At 50.1% G+C, this 19981-nt stretch carries 18 protein-coding genes; 10 read left to right on the forward strand and 8 right to left on the reverse strand.

Translation table 11 applies throughout. From position 1 onward, the window contains the following. The 7 genes from CSR04_RS16940 to CSR04_RS16970 all read right to left on the reverse strand — a co-directional run bounded on the left by CSR04_RS16940 (nt 1) and on the right by CSR04_RS16970 (nt 7383). Nucleotides 1-1341, reverse strand: coding sequence for a Na(+)-translocating NADH-quinone reductase subunit A (locus CSR04_RS16940; RefSeq protein ID WP_102797498.1), 1341 nt, complete (start codon nt 1339-1341; stop codon nt 1-3). Between the two features lie 478 nt (nt 1342-1819). Further along, nucleotides 1820-2998, reverse strand: coding sequence for an enoyl-ACP reductase FabV (gene fabV / locus CSR04_RS16945; RefSeq protein ID WP_102797499.1), 1179 nt, complete (start codon nt 2996-2998; stop codon nt 1820-1822). A 123-nt stretch (nt 2999-3121) separates the two neighbouring features. Next, nucleotides 3122-4219, reverse strand: a complete 1098-nt coding sequence (locus CSR04_RS16950; RefSeq protein WP_102797500.1) for a TRAP transporter substrate-binding protein — start codon at nt 4217-4219, stop codon at nt 3122-3124. A gap of 29 nt (nt 4220-4248) precedes the next feature. Then, nucleotides 4249-5616, reverse strand: coding sequence for a TRAP transporter large permease (locus CSR04_RS16955; RefSeq protein WP_102797501.1), 1368 nt, complete (start codon nt 5614-5616; stop codon nt 4249-4251). Beyond that, nucleotides 5616-6050 carry a TRAP transporter small permease subunit gene (locus tag CSR04_RS16960; protein WP_245921701.1) on the reverse strand — a complete coding sequence of 145 codons (435 nt, stop codon included), beginning with the start codon at nt 6048-6050 and terminating at the stop codon, nt 5616-5618. The genes CSR04_RS16955 and CSR04_RS16960 overlap by 1 nt, the downstream gene beginning before the upstream one ends. A 191-nt stretch (nt 6051-6241) precedes the next feature. Continuing rightward, a complete protein-coding gene (bolA, locus tag CSR04_RS16965; protein ID WP_102797503.1) occupies nt 6242-6565 on the reverse strand; it encodes a transcriptional regulator BolA in 324 nt (107 codons plus the stop codon). Nucleotides 6566-6783: 218 nt separating this feature from the next. After that, complete coding sequence (locus CSR04_RS16970) at nt 6784-7383, reverse strand: alpha-ketoglutarate-dependent dioxygenase AlkB family protein (RefSeq protein ID WP_102797504.1); 600 nt, start codon at nt 7381-7383, stop codon at nt 6784-6786. A gap of 27 nt (nt 7384-7410) precedes the next feature. On the opposite strand from CSR04_RS16970, the gene CSR04_RS16975 reads away from it, so the two are divergent. From CSR04_RS16975 to CSR04_RS16985, 3 genes are all read left to right on the forward strand, one after another. Beyond that, the gene (locus tag CSR04_RS16975) at nt 7411-8538 is read left to right on the forward strand and encodes a methyltransferase (RefSeq protein WP_102797505.1); all 1128 of its coding nucleotides are present in this window, start codon (nt 7411-7413) and stop codon (nt 8536-8538) included. 11 nt (nt 8539-8549) lie between these two features. Beyond that, the gene (locus CSR04_RS16980; protein WP_102797506.1) at nt 8550-9143 is read left to right on the forward strand and encodes a peptidylprolyl isomerase; all 594 of its coding nucleotides are present in this window, start codon (nt 8550-8552) and stop codon (nt 9141-9143) included. Between the two features lie 88 nt (nt 9144-9231). Then, the gene (locus tag CSR04_RS16985; protein WP_102797507.1) at nt 9232-9909 is read left to right on the forward strand and encodes a hypothetical protein; all 678 of its coding nucleotides are present in this window, start codon (nt 9232-9234) and stop codon (nt 9907-9909) included. A gap of 16 nt (nt 9910-9925) precedes the next feature. Here CSR04_RS16985 and djlA read toward each other — a convergent pair whose 3' ends face one another. After that, entirely contained in the window at nt 9926-10771 is an 846-nt protein-coding gene (gene djlA, locus CSR04_RS16990) for a co-chaperone DjlA (protein ID WP_172449401.1), read from the reverse strand. A gap of 281 nt (nt 10772-11052) precedes the next feature. Between djlA and CSR04_RS16995 the strand changes: the two genes are divergently transcribed. From CSR04_RS16995 to CSR04_RS17025, 7 genes are all read left to right on the forward strand, one after another. Further along, nucleotides 11053-13266, forward strand: a complete 2214-nt coding sequence (locus CSR04_RS16995; protein WP_102797508.1) for an LPS-assembly protein LptD — start codon at nt 11053-11055, stop codon at nt 13264-13266. A gap of 11 nt (nt 13267-13277) precedes the next feature. After that, entirely contained in the window at nt 13278-14558 is a 1281-nt protein-coding gene (gene surA, locus CSR04_RS17000) for a peptidylprolyl isomerase SurA (protein ID WP_102797509.1), read from the forward strand. Between the two features lie 4 nt (nt 14559-14562). Beyond that, complete coding sequence (pdxA, locus tag CSR04_RS17005) at nt 14563-15552, forward strand: 4-hydroxythreonine-4-phosphate dehydrogenase PdxA (protein WP_102797510.1); 990 nt, start codon at nt 14563-14565, stop codon at nt 15550-15552. After that, nucleotides 15549-16355 carry a 16S rRNA (adenine(1518)-N(6)/adenine(1519)-N(6))-dimethyltransferase RsmA gene (gene rsmA, locus CSR04_RS17010; RefSeq protein ID WP_102797511.1) on the forward strand — a complete coding sequence of 269 codons (807 nt, stop codon included), beginning with the start codon at nt 15549-15551 and terminating at the stop codon, nt 16353-16355. Before pdxA ends, rsmA begins: the two co-directional genes overlap by 4 nt. Beyond that, the gene (gene apaG, locus CSR04_RS17015) at nt 16352-16723 is read left to right on the forward strand and encodes a Co2+/Mg2+ efflux protein ApaG (protein WP_102797512.1); all 372 of its coding nucleotides are present in this window, start codon (nt 16352-16354) and stop codon (nt 16721-16723) included. Before rsmA ends, apaG begins: the two co-directional genes overlap by 4 nt. A gap of 2 nt (nt 16724-16725) precedes the next feature. Further along, nucleotides 16726-17535 carry a symmetrical bis(5'-nucleosyl)-tetraphosphatase gene (locus tag CSR04_RS17020; RefSeq protein ID WP_102797513.1) on the forward strand — a complete coding sequence of 270 codons (810 nt, stop codon included), beginning with the start codon at nt 16726-16728 and terminating at the stop codon, nt 17533-17535. A 198-nt stretch (nt 17536-17733) separates the two neighbouring features. Further along, a complete protein-coding gene (locus CSR04_RS17025; RefSeq protein ID WP_102797514.1) occupies nt 17734-19758 on the forward strand; it encodes a HAMP domain-containing methyl-accepting chemotaxis protein in 2025 nt (674 codons plus the stop codon). The last annotated feature ends 223 nt before the right edge of the window (nt 19759-19981 follow it).

A 19981-nucleotide genomic window follows, 5' to 3' on the forward strand; every position in this document is an offset into this window, starting at 1 on the left:
TCAGCCCTCTTTCTCTATCTTGGTCAGGCAATCGCGCAGCACAGGACCGTAGTTGTACTTGCCTGGGCATACGTAGGTACACAAACCAAGATCTTCTTCATCCAACTCAAGACAGCCCAAGGTTTGGGCACTGTCCGTATCGCCAGCCAGCAAGTCGCGCAGCAGCAAAGTGGGAAGAATATCCAGAGGCATTACGCGCTCGTAGTTACCAATTGGCACCATGGCCCGATCAGAACCATTAGTAGTAGTGGTCATTTTGAACAGACGCTTAGGACTGAGGTGACCTAAGTAGGCACGGGTGACAGAGTGTTTGTCGCTACCTGGACGCAGCCAGCCAAACAGTTCTTTCTCACGCCCTTCCGCCAGCAAGCTAAGTTGCAGGTGGAAACGTCCCAAATACGCATGTACGCCCTGAGCGTGAGTACCACACAGTACCGAACCCGATACCACGCGAACTTCACTACCTTCAGTTTCACCTGCGGTCAGCTCTTCAGTACTGGCACCCAGAACAGTGCGCAGCAAACGTGGATTTTTGGCCGCAGGGCCTGCCAGGGCAACCACACGACGATTATCCAGCTCACCTGTGGTGAACAGGTGGCCAATGGCCATCACGTCCTGGTAGTTGATATGCCAGACCACTTTGGCAGCACCGGCAGAATCCAGGAAATGAATATGCGTACCTACCAACCCTGCTGGGTGGGGGCCGGCGAATTCATTTACCTCAGCCTGCGCGCTGCCAGTATCAATATTGGCACCCGGTGCTTTACTGACATACAGCTTACCTTCGGTAAGACGGCGCAGCACGGTCAGACCATTGATAAAATCGTCTTTACGTTCTGCGATGATGGCAACAGGGTCAGCGGCCAGTGGATTGGTATCCATGGCATTGACAAAGATGGCGCGTGGAGATGAACCCAGTGCCGGCGCTTTACTGTATGGACGAGTGCGCAAGGCAGTCCACAGACCAGAGTCGACCAGATTCTTCTCAACGTCATCCCTGCCAAGGGACGCAAGCTGAGCGGCATCATATTTGGCAAAGTTTTCCTGCGCATCGCCGGACACTTCAATTACAACTGACTGCAGCACACGCTGGGCGCCACGGTTCACTTGTTTGATGGTTCCTGCTGCAGGAGCGGTGTATTTAACGCCGGGATTTTTTTTGTCTTCGAAAAGCACCTGGCCTTTCTTGACAGTATCGCCTTCGGCAACGGCCATAGTAGGCCGCATTCCGACGTACTCTTCCCCAAGAACAGCAACCCGGGTGATCCGGGGCCCTTCATGGATCTGTTGTTGTGGCGCTCCCGCAATGGGGAGGTCCAACCCTTTGGTGATTTTTATCATACGCAATTGCACTACTTATTTACTGAATACTCATCAGGATTTGCCCTGATGTCCCACCAAGCCCCATCCTGATGAGTATTCGAAACTAACCCCACCTGTTGTCTGTCATCCAGTAACAAGCGCCTGCAATTCTCTTTACGACTTCCCAGCCATTCCCGGTTGGCTGTTGCAGCCAGATAGACCTCAACAACCCGTTGACCAGCTGATCACCAGCCAACCACATCCTGTGCTCAAGCTTTGCCCGTTTATGAAAAACGCACAAAACCAGTTACAAATGGGAGGGATCTTTGAAAAAGATAGATCTATCTCTCAAACCCGGCATTTTAGCATTAAACACAGCCATTTCGCCATGCAAATGTTTGTTTATCCCACGCATTCCCTGCGACTTTGGTATGACATCCGTTGCCGTAATAGCGTCACGGCAAGGTAACTGGCAAACACAAAAAAGCCGCCCGAAGGCGGCTGAATCAATGGCTATTTACCAGTCTGCCAGCGGACTGACATCGGCGGTATAATCCACATTGTCAAAGCCAAAGCCGAATAGGTGCAGAAATTCACGGTGATAGCTCACATAATCGGTCAGCTCATCGATAGTCTCAGTTTGCACCTTATCCCAGATATGCTGAACACGCTGCTGTACATCATCTTCCAGTTCCTTGTAATTCTGGAACAAATGGCCGCCTGCATCAAAACGGCGCTGCGTGCCATACAAATTTTCACAGAACAAGCCATGAATCTGTTCAATGGTACCTTCGTAGGTGCCGTCTTGTTTCATCACTTTAAACAATGCAGAAATATACAGCGGCATAATAGGAATAGCAGAGCTGGCCTGGGTTACCACCGCATTCAGGGAAGAGACAAAGGCTTCGCCATTCAGATCTGCGGTATTGTTGCGAATCTCAAGCGTGGCGCGGTCCAGGTCTTCCTTGGCCTTACCAATAGTGGCATGACCGTAAATAGGCCAGGTCAGCTCTTTGCCGATATAAGTGTAAGACGTGGTGATAAAATTGTCGGCCAGCACGCCAGCCTCTTTCAGGGCATCAATCCACAGCTCCCAGTCTTCGCCACCCATCACTTTGACTGTATTGGCCACTTCCTCAGGATTGGCCGCTTCCACTGTCACCTCGTCAATAATACGCTTAGAGGTATTGAGGTTTTTGGTGGTAACACTGCCGCCTATTGGTTTAAGCGTTGATGAATAGACTTCACCACTGTCTGGGTCGGTGCGACGTGGAGATGCCAGACTATAAATAACCAAATCCACCTTCCCTAAATCAGCCTTAATGGTGTCGATAACCTGCTGCTTGATTTGATGAGAAAATGCATCACCGTTAATGGTTTTGGCATACAGCCCCTGTTGCCTGGCTTTGTCGTGATAGGCAGCGGTGTTATACCAACCCGCCGTGGCCGTTTTGGTTTCGGAGGCTTCTTTTTCAAAGCACACACCCAGGGTAGCGGCACCATAACCAAAGCCCGCTACGATACGTGATGCCAGGCCATAGCCGGTAGAACATCCCACCACCAGTACCTTCTTTGGCCCCTGACCACTTACACCCTGCTGTTTTACATAGTCGATTTGCTTTTGCACATTAACCGCACAACCCACAGGATGCGCATTAGTACAGATAAAGCCACGGATTTTCGGCTGAATAATCATAAGGACCTTTCCTTTTTAAGAAGTGTCGCCATTGTAAAGACAAGACACAGAGAAACAACTCTGAACACTTAAGGATTGTTGACTACCCACAAAGCCCATTACGGGCTTTATGGATTTTATCAGCTAGTTACCCTGACGATTTTTATAGTACTCCATTTCAGATAACCGGTGATAAGCACTAACCTGCTTCTGGAACGCAACATAGGACGCATAGACTTTGGCAAACTGCGGATCCTGATCTGACTGCTCTTTCAGTACCTCAGCCGACGCCTGCCGCAGGGCCGCCATCACATCATCAGGCAGCGGCAGTATTCTAATGCCGTGCTTATCCCGCAGCGCTGCCATGGCTTCGTTGTTACGTGCGGTATACTCGTCCAGCATATCCTGGTTAACCGCCTTGGTGGCAACCTCAACTATACGCTGCAAATCGGCCGGCAAGCTGTTATAGGCCTCGGCATTAACCGTGAACTCCAGCATGGCGCCGGGTTCATGCCAGCCAGAATAATAGTAATATTCGGCCGCTTTGTGCAGACCGAAGGCCAGATCATTGTATGGGCCCACCCATTCGGTGGCATCAATGGCGCCGGTTTGCAAAGAGGTAAAAATCTCGCCACCGGTCAGTGCCACCGGCACTGCTCCAACCTTTTTCAGCACTTCAGCGCCAAGGCCTGGCATCCGTATTTTCAGGCCTTTAAAATCCGCGATGCTGTGAATCTCTTTTTTAAACCAACCGGCCATCTGCACGCCGGTGTTACCACCTGCAAAGGGGATGACGCCAAAAGGCTGGTAAACTTCCCGCCACAGGGCCAAACCGCCACCATAATGCAGCCAGCTGTTGGTTTCGGTCACGTTCATGCCAAAAGGTATAGCGGTGAAAATCTGCGCAGCGGGTGCCTTACCCTTCCAGTAGTAGCTGCCAGCATGCCCCATCTGTGCCGTGCCATTTGCCACCGCATCAAACACCTCAAAACCCGGCACTAACTCGCCGGCACCATACACTTTGATCTTCAACCTGCCGGCTGACATTTCGTCCACCATAGTGGCAAAGGTTTCAGGCCCCCGCCCCAGGCCTGGGAAGTTTTTGGGCCAGGAAGTAACCAACTTCCATTCAAAGTGCTGCTGTGGTGCTGCGCCTGTCTGGTTAGCTGTCATTTCTTTCCCACATCCCACCAGTACCAACATGGCCGCGACGGTGAGCATGGCGTGTTTAAGCCGCTTCATTGCTTGTTCTCCCAAATTGTTGTTTATGTTTATCCGTATAACTGTGCGGGCAGCCAGGTAGCTAACTGCGGCCATATTGCCAACATCACCAGCAGCGCTAGCTGTATGACGATAAATGGCACCACCCCTTTATACATATCACTGGTTTTTACCGAAGCCGGGGCAACCCCGCGAAGATAAAACAAGGCAAAACCAAAAGGTGGGGTTAAAAACGAGGTCTGCAGATTAATAGCAATCATAATGCCCAGCCAAACCGGGTCCACCCCCATCGCCAGCAAGACAGGCCCAACAATGGGCACAACCACGAACGTGATCTCGATAAAATCCAGAATAAATCCCAGCAGGAAAATCACCAGCATAACCAACAGCATTGCAGCGAAAACCCCGCCTGGCAGTGCAGCGAAGAAATCTTCAATCAGCGCTTCGCCACCAAGCCCCCGGAACACCAGGGAAAACACCGACGCGCCAATCAGAATCAAAAACACCATGGACGTGACTTTTGTGGTGCCCAGCATTACTTCTTTTAAGGTTGCGATGCTCAATTGTCTGGAAATGAGTGCCAGCAGCAGCGCACCAAAGGCCCCCACCCCCGCCGCCTCTGTCGGTGTTGCCAAACCAGTCAAAATAGAGCCCAAAACCAGCAGCATTAATAACAGTGGCGGCAGCAAGGCTTTAAGTAAGGGCAGCAACGTCAGTGGTGCGGCCGCCGTGACGCTGGATTCAAACCAGTGCGGTTTAAAACGACTGCAAAGCAACACATAACAAAGATAAAGTACAACCAGCAGCAGGCCGGGTAATAAAGCACCGACAAACAAATCTCCGACAGACACAGACTCCGGCGAAAAAATCCCCATATCCAGTTGCGCCTGTTGGTATGCACTGGATAAGACATCGCCCAGCAGAACCAGGGCGATAGAAGGCGGTATAATCTGACCAAGGGTGCCGGTCGCACAAATGCTGCCAGTGGCAAATGCCGGGTGGTACCCGCGGTTAAGCATGCTAGGCAGTGACAACAACCCCATAGTCACCACAGTCGCACCGACAATGCCGGTACTGGCCGCCATCAACATCCCCACCAGAACCACCGAAATGGCCAGTCCACCGCGAAAACGCCCAAACATCTGCGACATCGCTGCCAGCAGCTGTTCGGCCACTTTGGACTTTTCCAGCATAATGCCCATAAACACAAACAGCGGTACGGCCAGTAATGTCTGATTGGTCATAATGCCGTACAGCCTGCTTGGCAAGGCATGCAGGTACGCCATATCAAACACACCAAATAGCGCACAAACCGAGGCAAACAACAGCGCCGTGCCAGCCAGGGCGTAGGCAACAGGATAGCCAAGCATTAACACCAGACACACCAGCACAAATAAAATCAGGGCCAGAAACTCCATCAGGCCTCCTGCTGTGTATTAGCTTGAGCCTGTTTAAGCTGTTGCCAGTTTAACCAGCTCTGTGCGAGCGCCTGTAGCGTCATTGTCAGGCAGAAAATGGGGATTAGGCTTTTCAGCACAAAAACTAACGGTAGGCCCCCAGCCTCTGGCGAGGCTTCCAGTAGCAACCAGGAACTGCTGACATAATCCCAGCTCATCACAAAAATAAAACCGTTAACCGGCAGCAATAACAACAAAGTGCCAGCAATATCAATCAGGCTGCGGGTTCGAACTGACAATCGCCGATAAAAAATGTCCACTCGGACATGTTCATCCGCTTTCAGAGTGTGCGCCGCCCCCAGCATAAAGACCATTGCATGCAGATACATGGCCGACTCCTGCATGGCAATCCAGCCCAGGTTAAAGCCATAGCGGAGTATTACAATAAGGAACACCAGTATAACCATGGTCAGGGTCAACCAACTGACGCCCTTACACAGGTATAAATTGATTCGATCTATTCGTTGGCAGGATGATGTCAGCAGCGGCACTATGGATATTTATTGTTGTCCTTTTGCTAATGCTTTTAACAAAAAGCTTACCGGAATGGAACGGCAAGCCGGTCAACAGACATAAAAAAAGTGTCCTAAGACACTTTTCGTTTCAAGCCGCCCAGGCAGGCTGGCGAATCTGGCGCCCCGCCATATAAACCTTGCCACTCACTATCTGTATAGGTATGCAAGGCCAGGGCATGAATATGATTAGCTAATTCATCTTTAAGTACGGCATTCACCGCTCTGTGTCTGTTGATCAAACGCTCACCGTTGAATGAAGGACAGACTAGCACCACTTTGAAGTGGGTTTCAGCGCCAGCAGGCACATTATGCTGATGGCTTTCATTAATGACTTCCAGATAAGCCGGCTGAAAATGTGTCAACAGTTTTTCTTCGATAGTGTTTTGAATGTTCATCTCTCAACCCCTGTATACTACTTAATTGTGGCCAGCCCTTGAGGGCATTCTTGCCACGGATGTGTGTCCCTTACAGGTTTAAATTTAGTCTTCGCCACCAAGGTTACAACCAAATTCCAGGCTGGCTATGATAACCGTCTGAGCCTTCGAGATATATTTTTTCTGACAGGATATATAGCCATTTATAACCTTCCTCTGGCCAAAAGCCCGCAGTGAAATCAGCAATAGATATAACGAAAGGTCAGATTGATACGCTCGCCAATCACCTTGCGGGTTTTAGCAATTCCATGCTGCCAATGGCTTTGCGTCGGCCCGGACATGATCAATAAACTGCCGTGTTGCAGCGGTAGTCTGTGGGTCTGCCCGGTACCTTTATGGCGGAAATCCAGGTTGCGACAGGCCCCCAGACTCACAGAGGCGATCACCGGGTTGCGCCCCAGTTCAGGCTCATCATCTGAGTGCCAACCCATGCTGTCGTCGCCACTACGGTACCAATTCGCCAGGACCGCATTAAAGCGTTGTCCGCAGGCTTGCTCACATGCCCGTTTTAGTGCGCTGAGCTCGGCAGTCCAGTGCTCTGGTGACAAGGTCAATCCAGAATAACGATATTGTGTGCCAGCATCCCCATACCAGGCTTGCAACCTGGGGATTTTCACCACTTTGCCGTAGAGTTTGATATGATCCTGACGCCAGGCCAGACTGTCACGAAAGCAACGCAGCAATCCGTCAGCACTGCACTGGTCAAGGAAATCCGGTCTATAGTCCAACTCAGCCTGAGGTAAGGTGATTACACCGGTATCGAATAACGACTGCTGCACAAAAGCCTCAAAGAGATCTGCCGTATCATGAAGGTAATTCTAACCGCAAATGACCACAGCCTTAAGCTGCATCGCTACCCAGCCCGCCTGCAGGACAAAAATGAACAGGCCTGGGATGCTGCCGATGAGTTACTGCTTGAACAAATGCAAGCGCAGCCCAAACCGGCCAGATTACTGATATTCAATGATGACTGCGGTGCATTAAGCTGTTTTCTTGCCCATTGGTCGCCATCCTGGATTAGCGACTCTCAGGTTGCCAGACTGGCTTGCCAGCAAAATTTAGCTGACAACAATATCGCCCCCCATAAGGTCAGCTTTTATGACAGCCTGACCTTACCCGAAGGCAAAGCCGATCTGGTGCTGATGAAAATCCCGAAAACCCTGGCACTGCTGGAACACCAGTTAATTCAGTTACAGCCCAGGGTTGATGCAAACACCCGCATCATTGCTGGTGCCAAGGCCAATCAGATCCAAAAATCCACCCTGGCCTTATTTGAAAAATACCTGGGGTCAACCCACACCTCGCTGGCCAAAAAGAAGGCCAGATTAGTGTTTTGCCAACCGCAAACGCGCACGCCAGTGCCTTCGCCCTATCCAGATATCTGGCCACTGGAAGGCACAACATTGCAGATACACAACCACGCCAATGTGTTTGCCAGAGCGCAACTGGATATCGGTGCCCGCTTTCTGCTGCAGCACCTTCCGGATGCCAGCAATAAGCGGGTAATCGACCTGGGTTGTGGAAATGGCGTGCTGGGGCTGAGCCTGTTGGCGCGCGCACCAGTGGCTAAACTGCTGTTTGTTGACGAGTCATTTATGGCCGTCGAATCAGCCAGGCTGAATGTGCAACATAACCTGCCGGACAGGCTCAACCACTGTGAATTTATCGCCAGCAACTGCCTGGAGCAGGTACCACAGCTGCAAGTTGATCTGGTGCTGTGTAATCCGCCCTTTCATCAGCAGCAACGCATTACCGACCATATTGCCTGGCAGATGTTTAATGACGCCCGGCGTTATTTGCGTTCAGGCGGAGAGCTGCGTATTGTCGGCAATCGCCATTTAGGTTATCAGGACAAACTGAAACGGCTGTTTGGTGGCTGTCGCCAGGTTGCAGTCAATAATAAATTCGTTATCTTATCTGCATATAAAAACTAAGGAGGACTGTCATGTATCGGATGATGGCCGCACTTATCTTTTGTTTTTCTACCTTAACACTGGCCGCCGATGACGGCTCACAGCTGCAAAAAGGCAATCTGTTTCCACGGGTTAAATTAGATACCAATATGGGCAGTATTGTGGTTGAACTGGACCGGGCCAGCGCCCCCATTACCACCAATAATTTCCTGTTGTATGTGGATAAACGCAGCTATGAAGGCACGATATTTCACCGTGTTATTCAGGACTTTGTGGTGCAGGGCGGCGGCTACGACAAGGACTTTAATACCAAACCGGTGATGAAAACCATCTTTAATGAGTCAGGCAACGGTAATAAGAATGAGCTGTATACTATCGCCATGGCCAGGGAAAATGATCCTCACTCCGCTGGCCGTCAGTTTTTTTTCAATATGAACGATAATCCCAGCCTCGATCCAGGTCGAAAGTGGGGCTATGCGGTATTTGGCCGGGTAGTGGAAGGCACAGAGGTGCTGGACAAAATTGCCGCCGTAGAAACGCAGGTCCATCCTACCTGGGGCTGGCCAGATGTGCCGGTGGAGCCGGTAATCCTGGAAAAAGCTACGTTGTTACCGCAGACGTTCTGACGACCAAAAAACAACCAGACAGGCGTTGTTTTTTTATTTAACAACGCGCTATTCTGTTTGCTCGTTTTTGGCATTGGACGCCCAGCAGATGAAATCCGTTTTAATAGTTAGCATTGCGTTAGTCGTCGCGGCAGGTACTTATGTAGCGCTAAACACTAATGAACCCGGCTTAGTAACTGAAAATGAATTGAATAATTCAGATAGTGAAAGTCCTTCCCCATCTTTGCCTTCGCAACCAAGCTTTTCAGCTGCATTATCTAGCAGCACACCGTCAAAACCTGATTCCCCTGATACCCTGGCAGAGCCTCTAAGCAGCTTAACCAGGCAAAATAATGCTTCATTGGATCCAAGCCGCTTTAGCTCAGAACAAGCGCTGAACCAAAGCTTTATATACCCCGATAATACTGTATCCAGAACCTCACTAAATGACTTTTTTCTACACTCCGACTTTCATCAATGGGTAGACAACATTAGCGCGATGCAAAAATCCCAGGCCAGTATTGAAAGGGAAATCAAACTGTTCGAGCAGCTAACCAACAAGCTGGGGGGCAGAGTGTTTGGCGAGGAATATGCCTGTGCCGGGCGAATTTGTGTCGTACAGTTTTCCTATGATGCCGACGTCAGCAAAGAAGAGCTGTCGGACTTAAGCGAATTTGATAAAAACTACGTGTTTATGAACCATGCTGCAAACGCTGGCGAAGGGCAACAATTCCGGGCTATCTACATTCAAACCGATGACCCTTCGACCCTGACCATTGGCGACTAAAAAACTGCCGCTCCGCTTAACCTTCGCGCTGTTTACGAATTAATTCATAAGCGGCCTGGATATCCTGGGCTTTATTTTTAGCAATTTCCATGGCTTGCTTTGGCAGGCCTTTGGACACCAGTTTGTCCGGATGGTTTTCGCTCATCAGCTTGCGGTAAGTCTTTTTAATCTGCGCCATATCATCGGTTTTACTTACTCCCAGAATCTTGTAGGCGTCTTCCAGGCTATTGGCGTCAGTATAACTCTGCTTAGGGCCAGAATGGCTGTAGGTGCGCCGATGATGGCTGCGGGTACGAAAACGCAGTTCGGCTTCGTAAACGGACAGCAAGTACAGCAGTTCATGTTTACGAAAACCCAGATGACTGGCCGCTGTCTCCAGTACTTTTTGCTCTGCACTGTCCAGACTGCCGTCGGCATAGGCGGCCTGAATAAGAATCTCCAGAAACACCTGCATAATGTCCCGCCGACCATGACAGGAATCGCGAAATTCCAGCAAAATATCTTTAATGGGAAAATCTGCGGCTTTGCCTTCCCGAAATGCCTGTTGTGCTTCTTTGCGGGTATCACCGCTCAATCCCATCTGATCCATCAAGCGGGTGGCCATCTGAATTTCTTCGTTGGTGACTGTGCCACTGGCTTTGGCCACATGCCCCATACAGGCGAACAAAGCATGAAAAAACACCGCCTGGCGCTTAAAATCATCGCCCTGGCCAAAAAAACGCCCAAAGCCGCCCATCTGATCAAAATTCTGGCTATAGCCCTTGTCAAACAAGTGTCCAACAATAAAACCCAGTACCGCCCCTGGTAGTCGGCCGAACATAAAGCCAAAAAACGTACCTAGCAATTTACCCCAGATGGGCATGCGCAATATCCTTGTTGAAATTAAGCGTCATCAAAAACTGTTTGTATCTATGGGTTATGCAAGCCCGTTGCGCGGTTAATATATCGAATCGTCCAAAGCAATTGAAGCGGATTCCCTTAGGTTTCAAGGCAGCAATCAACCCGATAGCGGCCAATAAACAAAAAAAAACATATTATAAGCCCGCTTTTCTGCAACTCTGCTGGTAAAACTGGTCGAAACCCTTAAAATCTGGCCATCATGCAAATGTCACAGATTGTTATCAAAGGGATTTCCATTCGCCTATGAGACTAAAGCGCCTGCCCCTCGCCATATTCTGGTTGCTAAGTACGTCTGCAACGGCGCAACAGATGGAATGTCCCATCCCCGAACGGCAGATATTGCCAGACGCTCCTGTCACCAATCCGGGGGATATTCATGTCAAGGCAGGAAGAACGGAGATCCAACAGGACAACCTGGCGCTGTTCAGTGGCAATGTCGAAATTAACTCTGAGCAGGGCTTAATTCAGGCACAACGAGCCAGGATAGACAAGACGCAGCGTGCACTGCATGCCGACGGTAATATTCGTTTTGCTGATCAGCAGATTCAGGTCAACAGCGATCAGATCGACATTAATCTGGCTTCAGGTAAGTTACGGCTGGAAAACACCGAATATCAGATGCTGGGCTTTCAGGGACGAGGTCTGGCCGACAGTATTCAGTTGGATAGCCAGCAAGGCTTAGAATTGCAAGAGGTGAGTTTTTCAACCTGTCCGGCAGGTGCCGAAGACTGGCTTATCAAGGCCAGCAGTCTGCAGTTAAGCCCAGATGACAATTGGGGGACGGCGCGCAATACCCGGTTCTACCTGGGTGGCGTACCGGTTTTCTATCTGCCCTATTTTAAGTTTCCTGTTACAGATCAGCGTCAGACCGGCCTGTTGTTTCCAAAGGTATCCACGTCAGACAAAGTGGGGGTCAGCTACGAGCAACCCTTCTACTGGAACATTGCGCCAAACTACGATGCCACCATCAGCCCCAGGATTATGACCGACCGAGGGGTGCAGTTAAAAACCGAGTTTCGTTATCTGACAGCCGCCCACAGTGGTCAGTTGGACCTGGAATATCTGGCTGATGACAGGCGCTATGAGCCGGACGATGCCCGCTATTTTTACCGCTTTTTGCACCAGGGTAAGCTGTCTGAAAACTGGCAAATCAGTGCACAGGTAAATGGCCTGAGTGACGACAACTATATTGTCGACTTGGGTTCTGACTACTACAACCGGGGAGATACCCATCTGTATCAGACCCTGGCAGTAAACTACTTCTCAGATCCATTGGATTTTTCTGCTGAAATTCGCGACTTTGAGGTCATTGGTGATCACCCCAGTGCCTACCGTGCGGTACCGGAATTGAAGTTACATTACCGTCAGGCATTATCTGACTATTTAAATTTCCGTCTGCGCAGTGAATTAGCCAGATTTGAAGATGGTCGCAGCGACACCCCCTCGGCCAGCCGCCTGCATCTGATGCCTACCCTAAGCCTGCCTTTGCAAAACGCCTGGGGGGAGTTGTTGACTGAAGCCAGTGTGTTGCAAACCTGGTACAGGCAGGATTTGCCGGACGGTTCAGCATTATCAGAGAATGTCAGCCGTACGCTTGGGCAGGGGCGTATTTACGGCGCCATCAATTTCGAAAAACAAACGGAACTCTTTGGCGACAGCATGACTCAGACACTGGAGCCCAAATTTCAATATTTGTATACCAGCTATGAAAATCAGGATGCCATCGGTCTGTATGACAGCAACAGGTTATTGAACGACTACACCGGCTTATTCAGAGGTCAGGAGTTTGTTGGTCTGGACAGAATAAGTGATTCCAATCATCTGACATTGGGGGTCACAACCAGGTTGCTCGACGCCCGAAATAAAGAGTTATTCAAGCTTAGCCTTGGACAGATATTTTATTTCAATAACACCAGACTCACCGAATACCGACGTGAAGATGACCGTTCTGCACTGGCAGCAGAGCTGGATTGGCGCTTGAGCAGCAAATGGATGGCCCGCTCCGCGATACAGTTGTCTGCGTCTAACCAGAAAGTAGAACGCAGCAATCTGACGCTGGACTACCGACTTAGCGAAGACAAGTTGTTACAGATTAGCCACAGGTATGTGCGAGATATTTCCGGTGAGGAAATCAATCAGTTGGGCCTCACCGCCAGTTGGCCACTGGCGCAAAATTGGCACTGGGTGGGACGCTGGTACAAGGATCTGCATGGCAAACGTACCATCGAAAGCTTCACTGGCATACAATATGAGTCCTGTTGCTGGGCTATTCAGGTGGGCAGTATGCGCTACCTGAGCAACCGCTTCGATGCATTGGGTGGCCAAAGCACAGAGGAGTTTGATACTTCCATCATGTTAGAGTTTGTATTTAAGGGCGTGGGCAGCAAGAAAGGCTCCCGCACCATGTTAGATGAAGGTCTGTTTGGCTACAGGCAACCATATTTTTTGCATAATTAATGAAGATAACTATGAAATTAAAAGCAGTATTGTGTTCGGCATTGGTGCTGGTAAGCACGCTTGGCCAGGCCAAACAGGTTGAATTGGACAAAGTGGCGGTGATCGTCAACCAAGGTGTCGTGCTGGAAAGTGAAATCAAAGAATTGGTCGCGTCGGTTAAGAAAAATGCCCTGACCTCTGGCCAGGAACTGCCTTCAGATGCCGCCCTGCGCACACAGGCAACAGAGCGCTTAATTCTGACCAATCTGCAGATGCAGATGGCTGAGCGGATGGGCATTCAAATTAGCGATCCGCAACTTGAACAAACCATTGGCAACATCGCGCGCCAGGAAGGTGTTTCTGTGGAAACCCTGCGTCAGAAACTGGCAGAAGAAGGCGTAAGCTATGACAGTTACCGCGAAGAAATCCGTCGTGAGCTCATCACTGGTGAAGTGCGCCGGGCCAATGTGCGTCGCCGTGTTTATATTACCCCGCAGGAAATTGACAGCCTGGTTAAACTGATGGAGCAGCAAGGCCAGCAACAAGCCGAATACCATTTGGGTCACATTCTGGTGGGCTTTCCTCCTGAACCCACTCCAGAAGATATTGACGCCGCGCGCGAACGGGCCGACAAGGTATTGGAACTGCTGAACAACGGCTCTGATTTTGCCAAAATTGCCATTGCCTCCTCATCTGGTGCTAAGGCGTTGGATGGCGGTGATATGGGCTGGATGAACATTAACGCCATGCCCACACTATTTGCTGAAGCCGTGCACAGTAAAAAGAAAGACGATTTAATTGGTCCTATTCGCAGCGGCGCAGGCTTCCATATTCTTAAAATTATCGACCTGCGTGGTGTGCAAACAGTAGAAGTAACCGAAGTCAGTGCTCGTCATATCCTGATTAAACCGTCGGTGATCCTGAGCGAAGAGAAAGCCGAACAAATGCTAAAAGACTTCCGCGCCCAAGTCCTTGCTGGTGAAGCAGACTTTGCCGCTCTGGCTAAAGAACATTCTGCCGATCCTGGCTCAGCACTTAAGGGCGGTGAACTTGGCTGGGCTGATCCGAATATCTATGTGCCTGAGTTTCGCGATACCCTCAACAACCTGGAAAAAGATGAGATAAGCCAACCGTTTCGCACGGTGCACGGCTGGCACTTGGCACAACTGATCGATAAGCGCACTGGCGATGCCACCGATAAGGTGCAGCAGGAAAAGGCTTATCAGTTGCTGTTTAACCGAAAGTTTGCCGAAGAAACAGACAACTGGCTGAGAGAGATGCGTGACGAGGCCTATATCGACGTTCTGGAGTAATAGCTTGAGTCTACCTCCAGTACGTATTGCCATCACGCCCGGAGAACCGGCCGGTATCGGGCCGGATCTCACTCTGCAGCTACTGCAACAACAATGGCCAGCACAGTTGGTGTTATTTGGTTGTGGGGCAATGCTGCAGCAGCGCGCGGCGCAGTTAGGGCTGCCATTACAACTGTTGACGTATGCCCCTGATGTTCGAGCAAGTCAGCAACCCGGCCAGGCTTATCTGGTAGACATTCCTGTCACAGCAACAGTGGTGCCGGGGCAGTTAGATAGCAACAACGGCCACTATGTGGTGGAAACCCTGCGTCAGGCCAGTGAAAAAAATATCAGTGGTGAATTTGATGCTGTAGTAACAGGGCCAGTACACAAAGGTATTATTAATCAGGCCGGGGTGTCATTTAGTGGTCATACCGAATATTTTGCCCAGCAGGCCAACACTCCTGATGTGGTGATGATGCTGGCTACTGAAGGTCTGCGTGTGGTGCTGGCGACCACTCACATCCCGCTGGCCTATGTGTCCAAAGCTATTACCCGTGAGCGTCTGCACAAGGTTATCCATATCGTCAATACCGACCTGATTCTAAAATTCGGAATTCGCCGCCCTAAAATCTATGTATGTGGGCTGAATCCCCATGCCGGAGAAGGCGGGCATATAGGTCGGGAAGAGCTGGATGTGATCATCCCGGCGTTGGATGAACTAAGAGCAGAAGGTTTAGAATTGATTGGCCCATTACCCGCCGATACCATTTTTCAACCCAAATACCTGCAACAGGCTGATGCGGTACTGGCCATGTACCATGATCAGGGGCTGCCGGTACTGAAATATAAAGGCTTTGGCGCCTCGGTAAATATCACGCTGGGCTTACCTTTTATCCGTACCTCAGTGGATCATGGCACCGCCCTGGATCTGGCCGGTAGCGGGCAGGCAGATGTTGGCAGTTTTTCTGTCGCTTTACACAGAGCCATTGAACTGGCTGGAATTCGTCAATGAGTAAGCAACATTTAGGGCATACGGCCCGTAAAAGATTTGGCCAAAACTTCCTGCATGACCAATATATTATTTCACAAATCGTCGACGCAATTGCACCGATGCCGGGCCAGAATCTGGTTGAAATAGGTCCGGGGTTGGGAGCGCTCACCGAGCCGGTTTGCGAGCAGGTGGACAAATTAACCGTGGTGGAATTGGACCGGGATCTGGCTGCCAGATTGCGCACCCACCCTTTTATTGCATCCAAGCTCAATATTGTGGAAAGCGATGCACTGAAGTTTGATTTCAGTCAGTTGGTAGAACAAGACCGGCCACTGAGAATATTTGGTAACCTGCCATATAATATTTCTACCCCTTTGATGTTTCACTTGTTCAGCTTTGCCGACCAGGTTCAGGACATGCACTTTATGTTGCAAAAAGAAGTGGTCAAACGGCTAGCGGCCGGCCCTGGCGGTAAAGACTATGGGCGTCTGTCGGTGATGGCGCAGTACCACTGTCAGGTGATTCCCGTGCTGGAAGTGCCGCCTGGTGCTTTCAAACCAGCACCAAAGGTAGATTCGGCGGTGGTTCGCCTGATACCCCACAAACAGAAGCCAATCGAAGTGCAAAGCTTACAAAATTTGAATCAGGTCTGTGCCATGGCGTTTAACCAGCGACGTAAAACCATCAGAAACAGCCTGCGTACCCTGATTGACGATAACACTTTTGAAGAATTAGGCCTTAAGCCAGAGCTTCGTGCCGAGAACCTTAGTTTGGCAGATTTTGCAGCCTTGTCTGATCGCATCAAACCATTGGACCAAGCGTGAAGAGTCCTATCGTTATCCATGTGAAAACCGAATATCTGCCCGGTAGTTCAAATCCTGCACAACAGAGGTTTGCCTTCGCTTATCACATCAGCATTACTAATATGGGTAACGAGCCCGCTCAATTGCTCAACCGCTACTGGCTGATAAGTGACGCCAACGGCAAAGTCAGCGAAGTCTCAGGTGCAGGAGTGGTCGGCAAGCAACCTCATATTGGCGTGGGAGAGACTTACGAATACAGCAGTGGCGCTATTCTGGATACACCTGTCGGCAGTATGCAGGGATACTATGAGATGCAACGCCCGGATGGAGAAAGGTTTCAGGCCCCCATCGCTATTTTTCGCTTGGCCGTTCCTAATTTGATCAACTGAATATGGCAACCTTTATCGTTGGCGATGTGCAGGCTTGCCTCTCTCCGTTAAAACAATTGTTGCAACTGGCGGGCTTTACTCCAGAGCATGATCAGCTTTGGGCGGTTGGCGATCTTATTGGACGCGGTCCGGACGCATTGGCAACATTACAGTTCCTTGAAGGGCTGGGAGCCAGTTTTAACACAGTGTTAGGCAACCATGACCTGCACTTTCTGGCCGTTTATGCCGGCATCAAAAAGCCTAAACCCGCCGATAAGTTTGATCAGTTGCTGGACTCCCCTGACTGTGCCAAATACGCCGACTGGCTGCGCCACCGGCCAATGGCAACCTTGCTTAATGAACAATGCATGTTGAGTCATGCCGGCTTGTATCCTGGCTGGAGTATCAGCGACGCGCTGTATTGGGGCAATCAGGTGGCCAGTGAATTACAGTCAAACAACTGGAAAACCCTGTTAGACTCCATGTACGGTAGTGAACCACAAGCCTGGAATGACTGCCAAAGCCGCAGCCAAAAGCTGGTTTTTACCATTAACGCTCTGACCCGCATGCGTTTTGTCAGTGATAAGGGGTATTTGGATTTCCAGTCTAAAACCGGCTTAGACCAGTCTCCCCCTGGTACTTTTCCCTGGTTTAGTCATCCTCAACTTAAATTGCATCCGCACGCCAAAGTGCTGTTTGGCCATTGGGCAGCCATTGAAGGTAAGACCGGCCATTCGCAATGCCTGGCACTGGACACCGGCTACATATGGGGCGGCCAATTGAGTCTTTACGAACTTCAAAGTGGCAAGTTTTACCGCGTTGGTCATCAATAGGCTATATTTTGGACTGTTTGCAACGTACCATGATTTTTCCGGTATAGAATTAATTCTTTGCGTCGATACAATCAGTTAGATTATTGTTGTAGTAGTAACAAAAAGTAAAAAATAACCCTTCCGTCGGTTTTCAGGTGAATTGACACTGCAAATTTGTGACAATCAGCAGGTCTCGAGCCGTTTGTTTGGAGAGCCCGTATGAATCTAACAGTAGCAATGCGTGTTATCGGTGGTTTTGCCATCATCACTCTGTTGCTTTTTGTCGTCAGTATTTCCTCCCTGGTTAATTTAAATGATGTGGACAGCGCCACTGAAGAGGTGAATACCCTCGCCTTACCTACCCTTCAGGGCAGCAGCGCATTGAAAGTATCTTTTGTTAATATGGGCAGAATTACCTTTGAGGCTTTCTACGAAGCCGAATTATCTGGCCTTGATGATGCGTTGCAACGTTTCTCATCCAGTCGCAGTAATTTTGAAACAGAAATGCAGAAGCTTAAACAAACAGTGAGTAGTCAGCAGGAACTTAAGGCCACCCTGGCCAGAGTTGAAAGCGTATACAACGACTACAACAACAATGTTACCCGCATGTTTGATAATCGTCGTGCTGATCTGGAGCTGGGACAAAAGCTGGGCGGACAGCTATCGGACCTGGAAGATAACACAGACGATACCTCTACCTTACTGCTGGACTTCTCGGATTTAAGTCAGGCCCGGGGTAATGGCCCGTTGGCAGAAGCAGCCAAAGTCGGCAGCGAGCTCGAAACCGGTTTGATGTCGTTGGTGACTGTCGGCAACCAGTACAGCCGCACTGAAGACCTAACCAAGGCCGAGACTATTGGTAACGAACTGAAACTGCTGCTGGAAAATGCCAAGAGCAGTGCAGCGAAAATGGAAAAATCGGCAGCAGGGCGCGATAGCAGCGGTATGCTGGCCGAAATCCTGGAAATGGTAGAAAGTATCGACAATACCATTTCTTCAAATGGCGGTATTTTAAAAAGTCAGGTAGAAAAGCTAAATCGTCAGGCCGACGCCGTTAGTGCGCTGCAAAACTCAGAAGCCAATATCACCTCAGGTATCGCTGACTTGGATAATTTACTGAAGCAGGCCAACAGCATTACGGCCAGAGTAAAAAGCGATGTGTCCGACTCTGTGGCCAGCGGTACTACCAGTACCTACCTGATTATGCTGATCTCCGCATTTGCTGCGGCCGCTATCGCCTTTTTCAGCGTACGCGCCATTACCGTACCGCTGAACAAAGTGAATGAGATGCTGCATGTGGTCTCATCCGGCGACCTGACCCAAAAACTGGATGACAGCTCCAAAGACGAGTTTGGAGAGCTGGCAACAAACTGTAATAACCTGATTGAAAGTCTGAAAGCCTTGATCTCCGGGATCAGCTCCAGAGCCACACAACTGGCTGCGGCTTCCGAAGAGACATCAACAGTGACTTCCCAAACAACCCGTTCAATTCAGGAGCAGAAGTCACAGATTGCTCAGGTAGCTACCGCGACCACGCAGATGAACAGTACCTCGCAGTTGGTATCACAAAGTGCAGAAGACACACTGAACCAGATTCGTCATGCTGATGCAGAAGCGGAGAAAGTGAAGGCCATTTCTCAGGAAAACAAAAGCACGATCATGGTATTGGCCCGTGAAGTGGAAAAAGCCGCCGAAGTTATCAATAAACTTCACCAGGACAGTGCCAGCATTGGTGGCATTCTGGATGTTATCCGTGGCGTAGCGGACCAGACCAACTTGCTTGCCCTTAACGCCGCCATTGAGGCCGCCAGGGCTGGCGAACAGGGTCGAGGCTTTGCCGTGGTAGCGGATGAAGTGCGCACCCTGGCCAGCCGCACTCAGGAGTCCACACAGGAAATCCACTCCATGATTGAAATGCTGCAGGCAGGGGCTGAAAAAGCCGTGTCGGTTATGCAACAAGGTAAGCAGCAGGCAGAACTGTGTGTCACACAAACTGAAAAAGCCACCTCTGCTCTGGATTTGATTACTAACGCGGTACACAAGGCACACGATGTATCCAGCCAGATTGAGCAATCTGCGCGTGAACAGTATCAGGTGTCGCAGGAAATCAGCGAGAAACTGGAAAATATCGTCGCCATTGCTGAAGAGACGGCAACCGGTGCCGAACAGACAACAGACTCCAGCCATGAAGTGGCGCGTCTGGCAGATGAACTGCAAGGCTCGATTCGCCAGTTCAGGGTTTAATAACCTGAAAGCCACATAAAAAAACGCAGCTTCCAACTGCGTTTTTTATGTCCAGGGATGGACGGTATGTCGATGTTGTAGGGAACACTCATCGACGATGTCCAGGGATGGACGGTATGTCGATGTTGTCTGGAACATTCATCGACGATGTCCAGGGATGGACGGGCAGAAAGACTGCTCCTGCGTTTTCTGCACTTCCACCATCCATGGTGGGCGTATGTCG

The sequence above is a fragment of the Bowmanella denitrificans genome, assembly GCF_002887595.1.
In the GTDB taxonomy this organism is placed as follows: domain Bacteria; phylum Pseudomonadota; class Gammaproteobacteria; order Enterobacterales; family Alteromonadaceae; genus Bowmanella; species Bowmanella denitrificans.

Coding starts and splice junctions, on each gene's coding strand:
- CSR04_RS16940 (WP_102797498.1), bottom strand. CDS start 1,341: ATGATAAAAATCACCAAAGGGTTGGACCTCCCCATTGCGGGAGCGCCA.
- fabV (WP_102797499.1), bottom strand. CDS start 2,998: ATGATTATTCAGCCGAAAATCCGTGGCTTTATCTGTACTAATGCGCAT.
- CSR04_RS16950 (WP_102797500.1), bottom strand. CDS start 4,219: ATGAAGCGGCTTAAACACGCCATGCTCACCGTCGCGGCCATGTTGGTA.
- CSR04_RS16955 (WP_102797501.1), bottom strand. CDS start 5,616: ATGGAGTTTCTGGCCCTGATTTTATTTGTGCTGGTGTGTCTGGTGTTA.
- bolA (WP_102797503.1), bottom strand. CDS start 6,565: ATGAACATTCAAAACACTATCGAAGAAAAACTGTTGACACATTTTCAG.
- CSR04_RS16975 (WP_102797505.1), top strand. CDS start 7,411: ATGAAGGTAATTCTAACCGCAAATGACCACAGCCTTAAGCTGCATCGC.
- CSR04_RS16980 (WP_102797506.1), top strand. CDS start 8,550: ATGTATCGGATGATGGCCGCACTTATCTTTTGTTTTTCTACCTTAACA.
- CSR04_RS16985 (WP_102797507.1), top strand. CDS start 9,232: ATGAAATCCGTTTTAATAGTTAGCATTGCGTTAGTCGTCGCGGCAGGT.
- djlA (WP_172449401.1), bottom strand. CDS start 10,771: ATGCCCATCTGGGGTAAATTGCTAGGTACGTTTTTTGGCTTTATGTTC.
- CSR04_RS16995 (WP_102797508.1), top strand. CDS start 11,053: ATGAGACTAAAGCGCCTGCCCCTCGCCATATTCTGGTTGCTAAGTACG.
- surA (WP_102797509.1), top strand. CDS start 13,278: ATGAAATTAAAAGCAGTATTGTGTTCGGCATTGGTGCTGGTAAGCACG.
- rsmA (WP_102797511.1), top strand. CDS start 15,549: ATGAGTAAGCAACATTTAGGGCATACGGCCCGTAAAAGATTTGGCCAA.
- CSR04_RS17020 (WP_102797513.1), top strand. CDS start 16,726: ATGGCAACCTTTATCGTTGGCGATGTGCAGGCTTGCCTCTCTCCGTTA.
- CSR04_RS17025 (WP_102797514.1), top strand. CDS start 17,734: ATGAATCTAACAGTAGCAATGCGTGTTATCGGTGGTTTTGCCATCATC.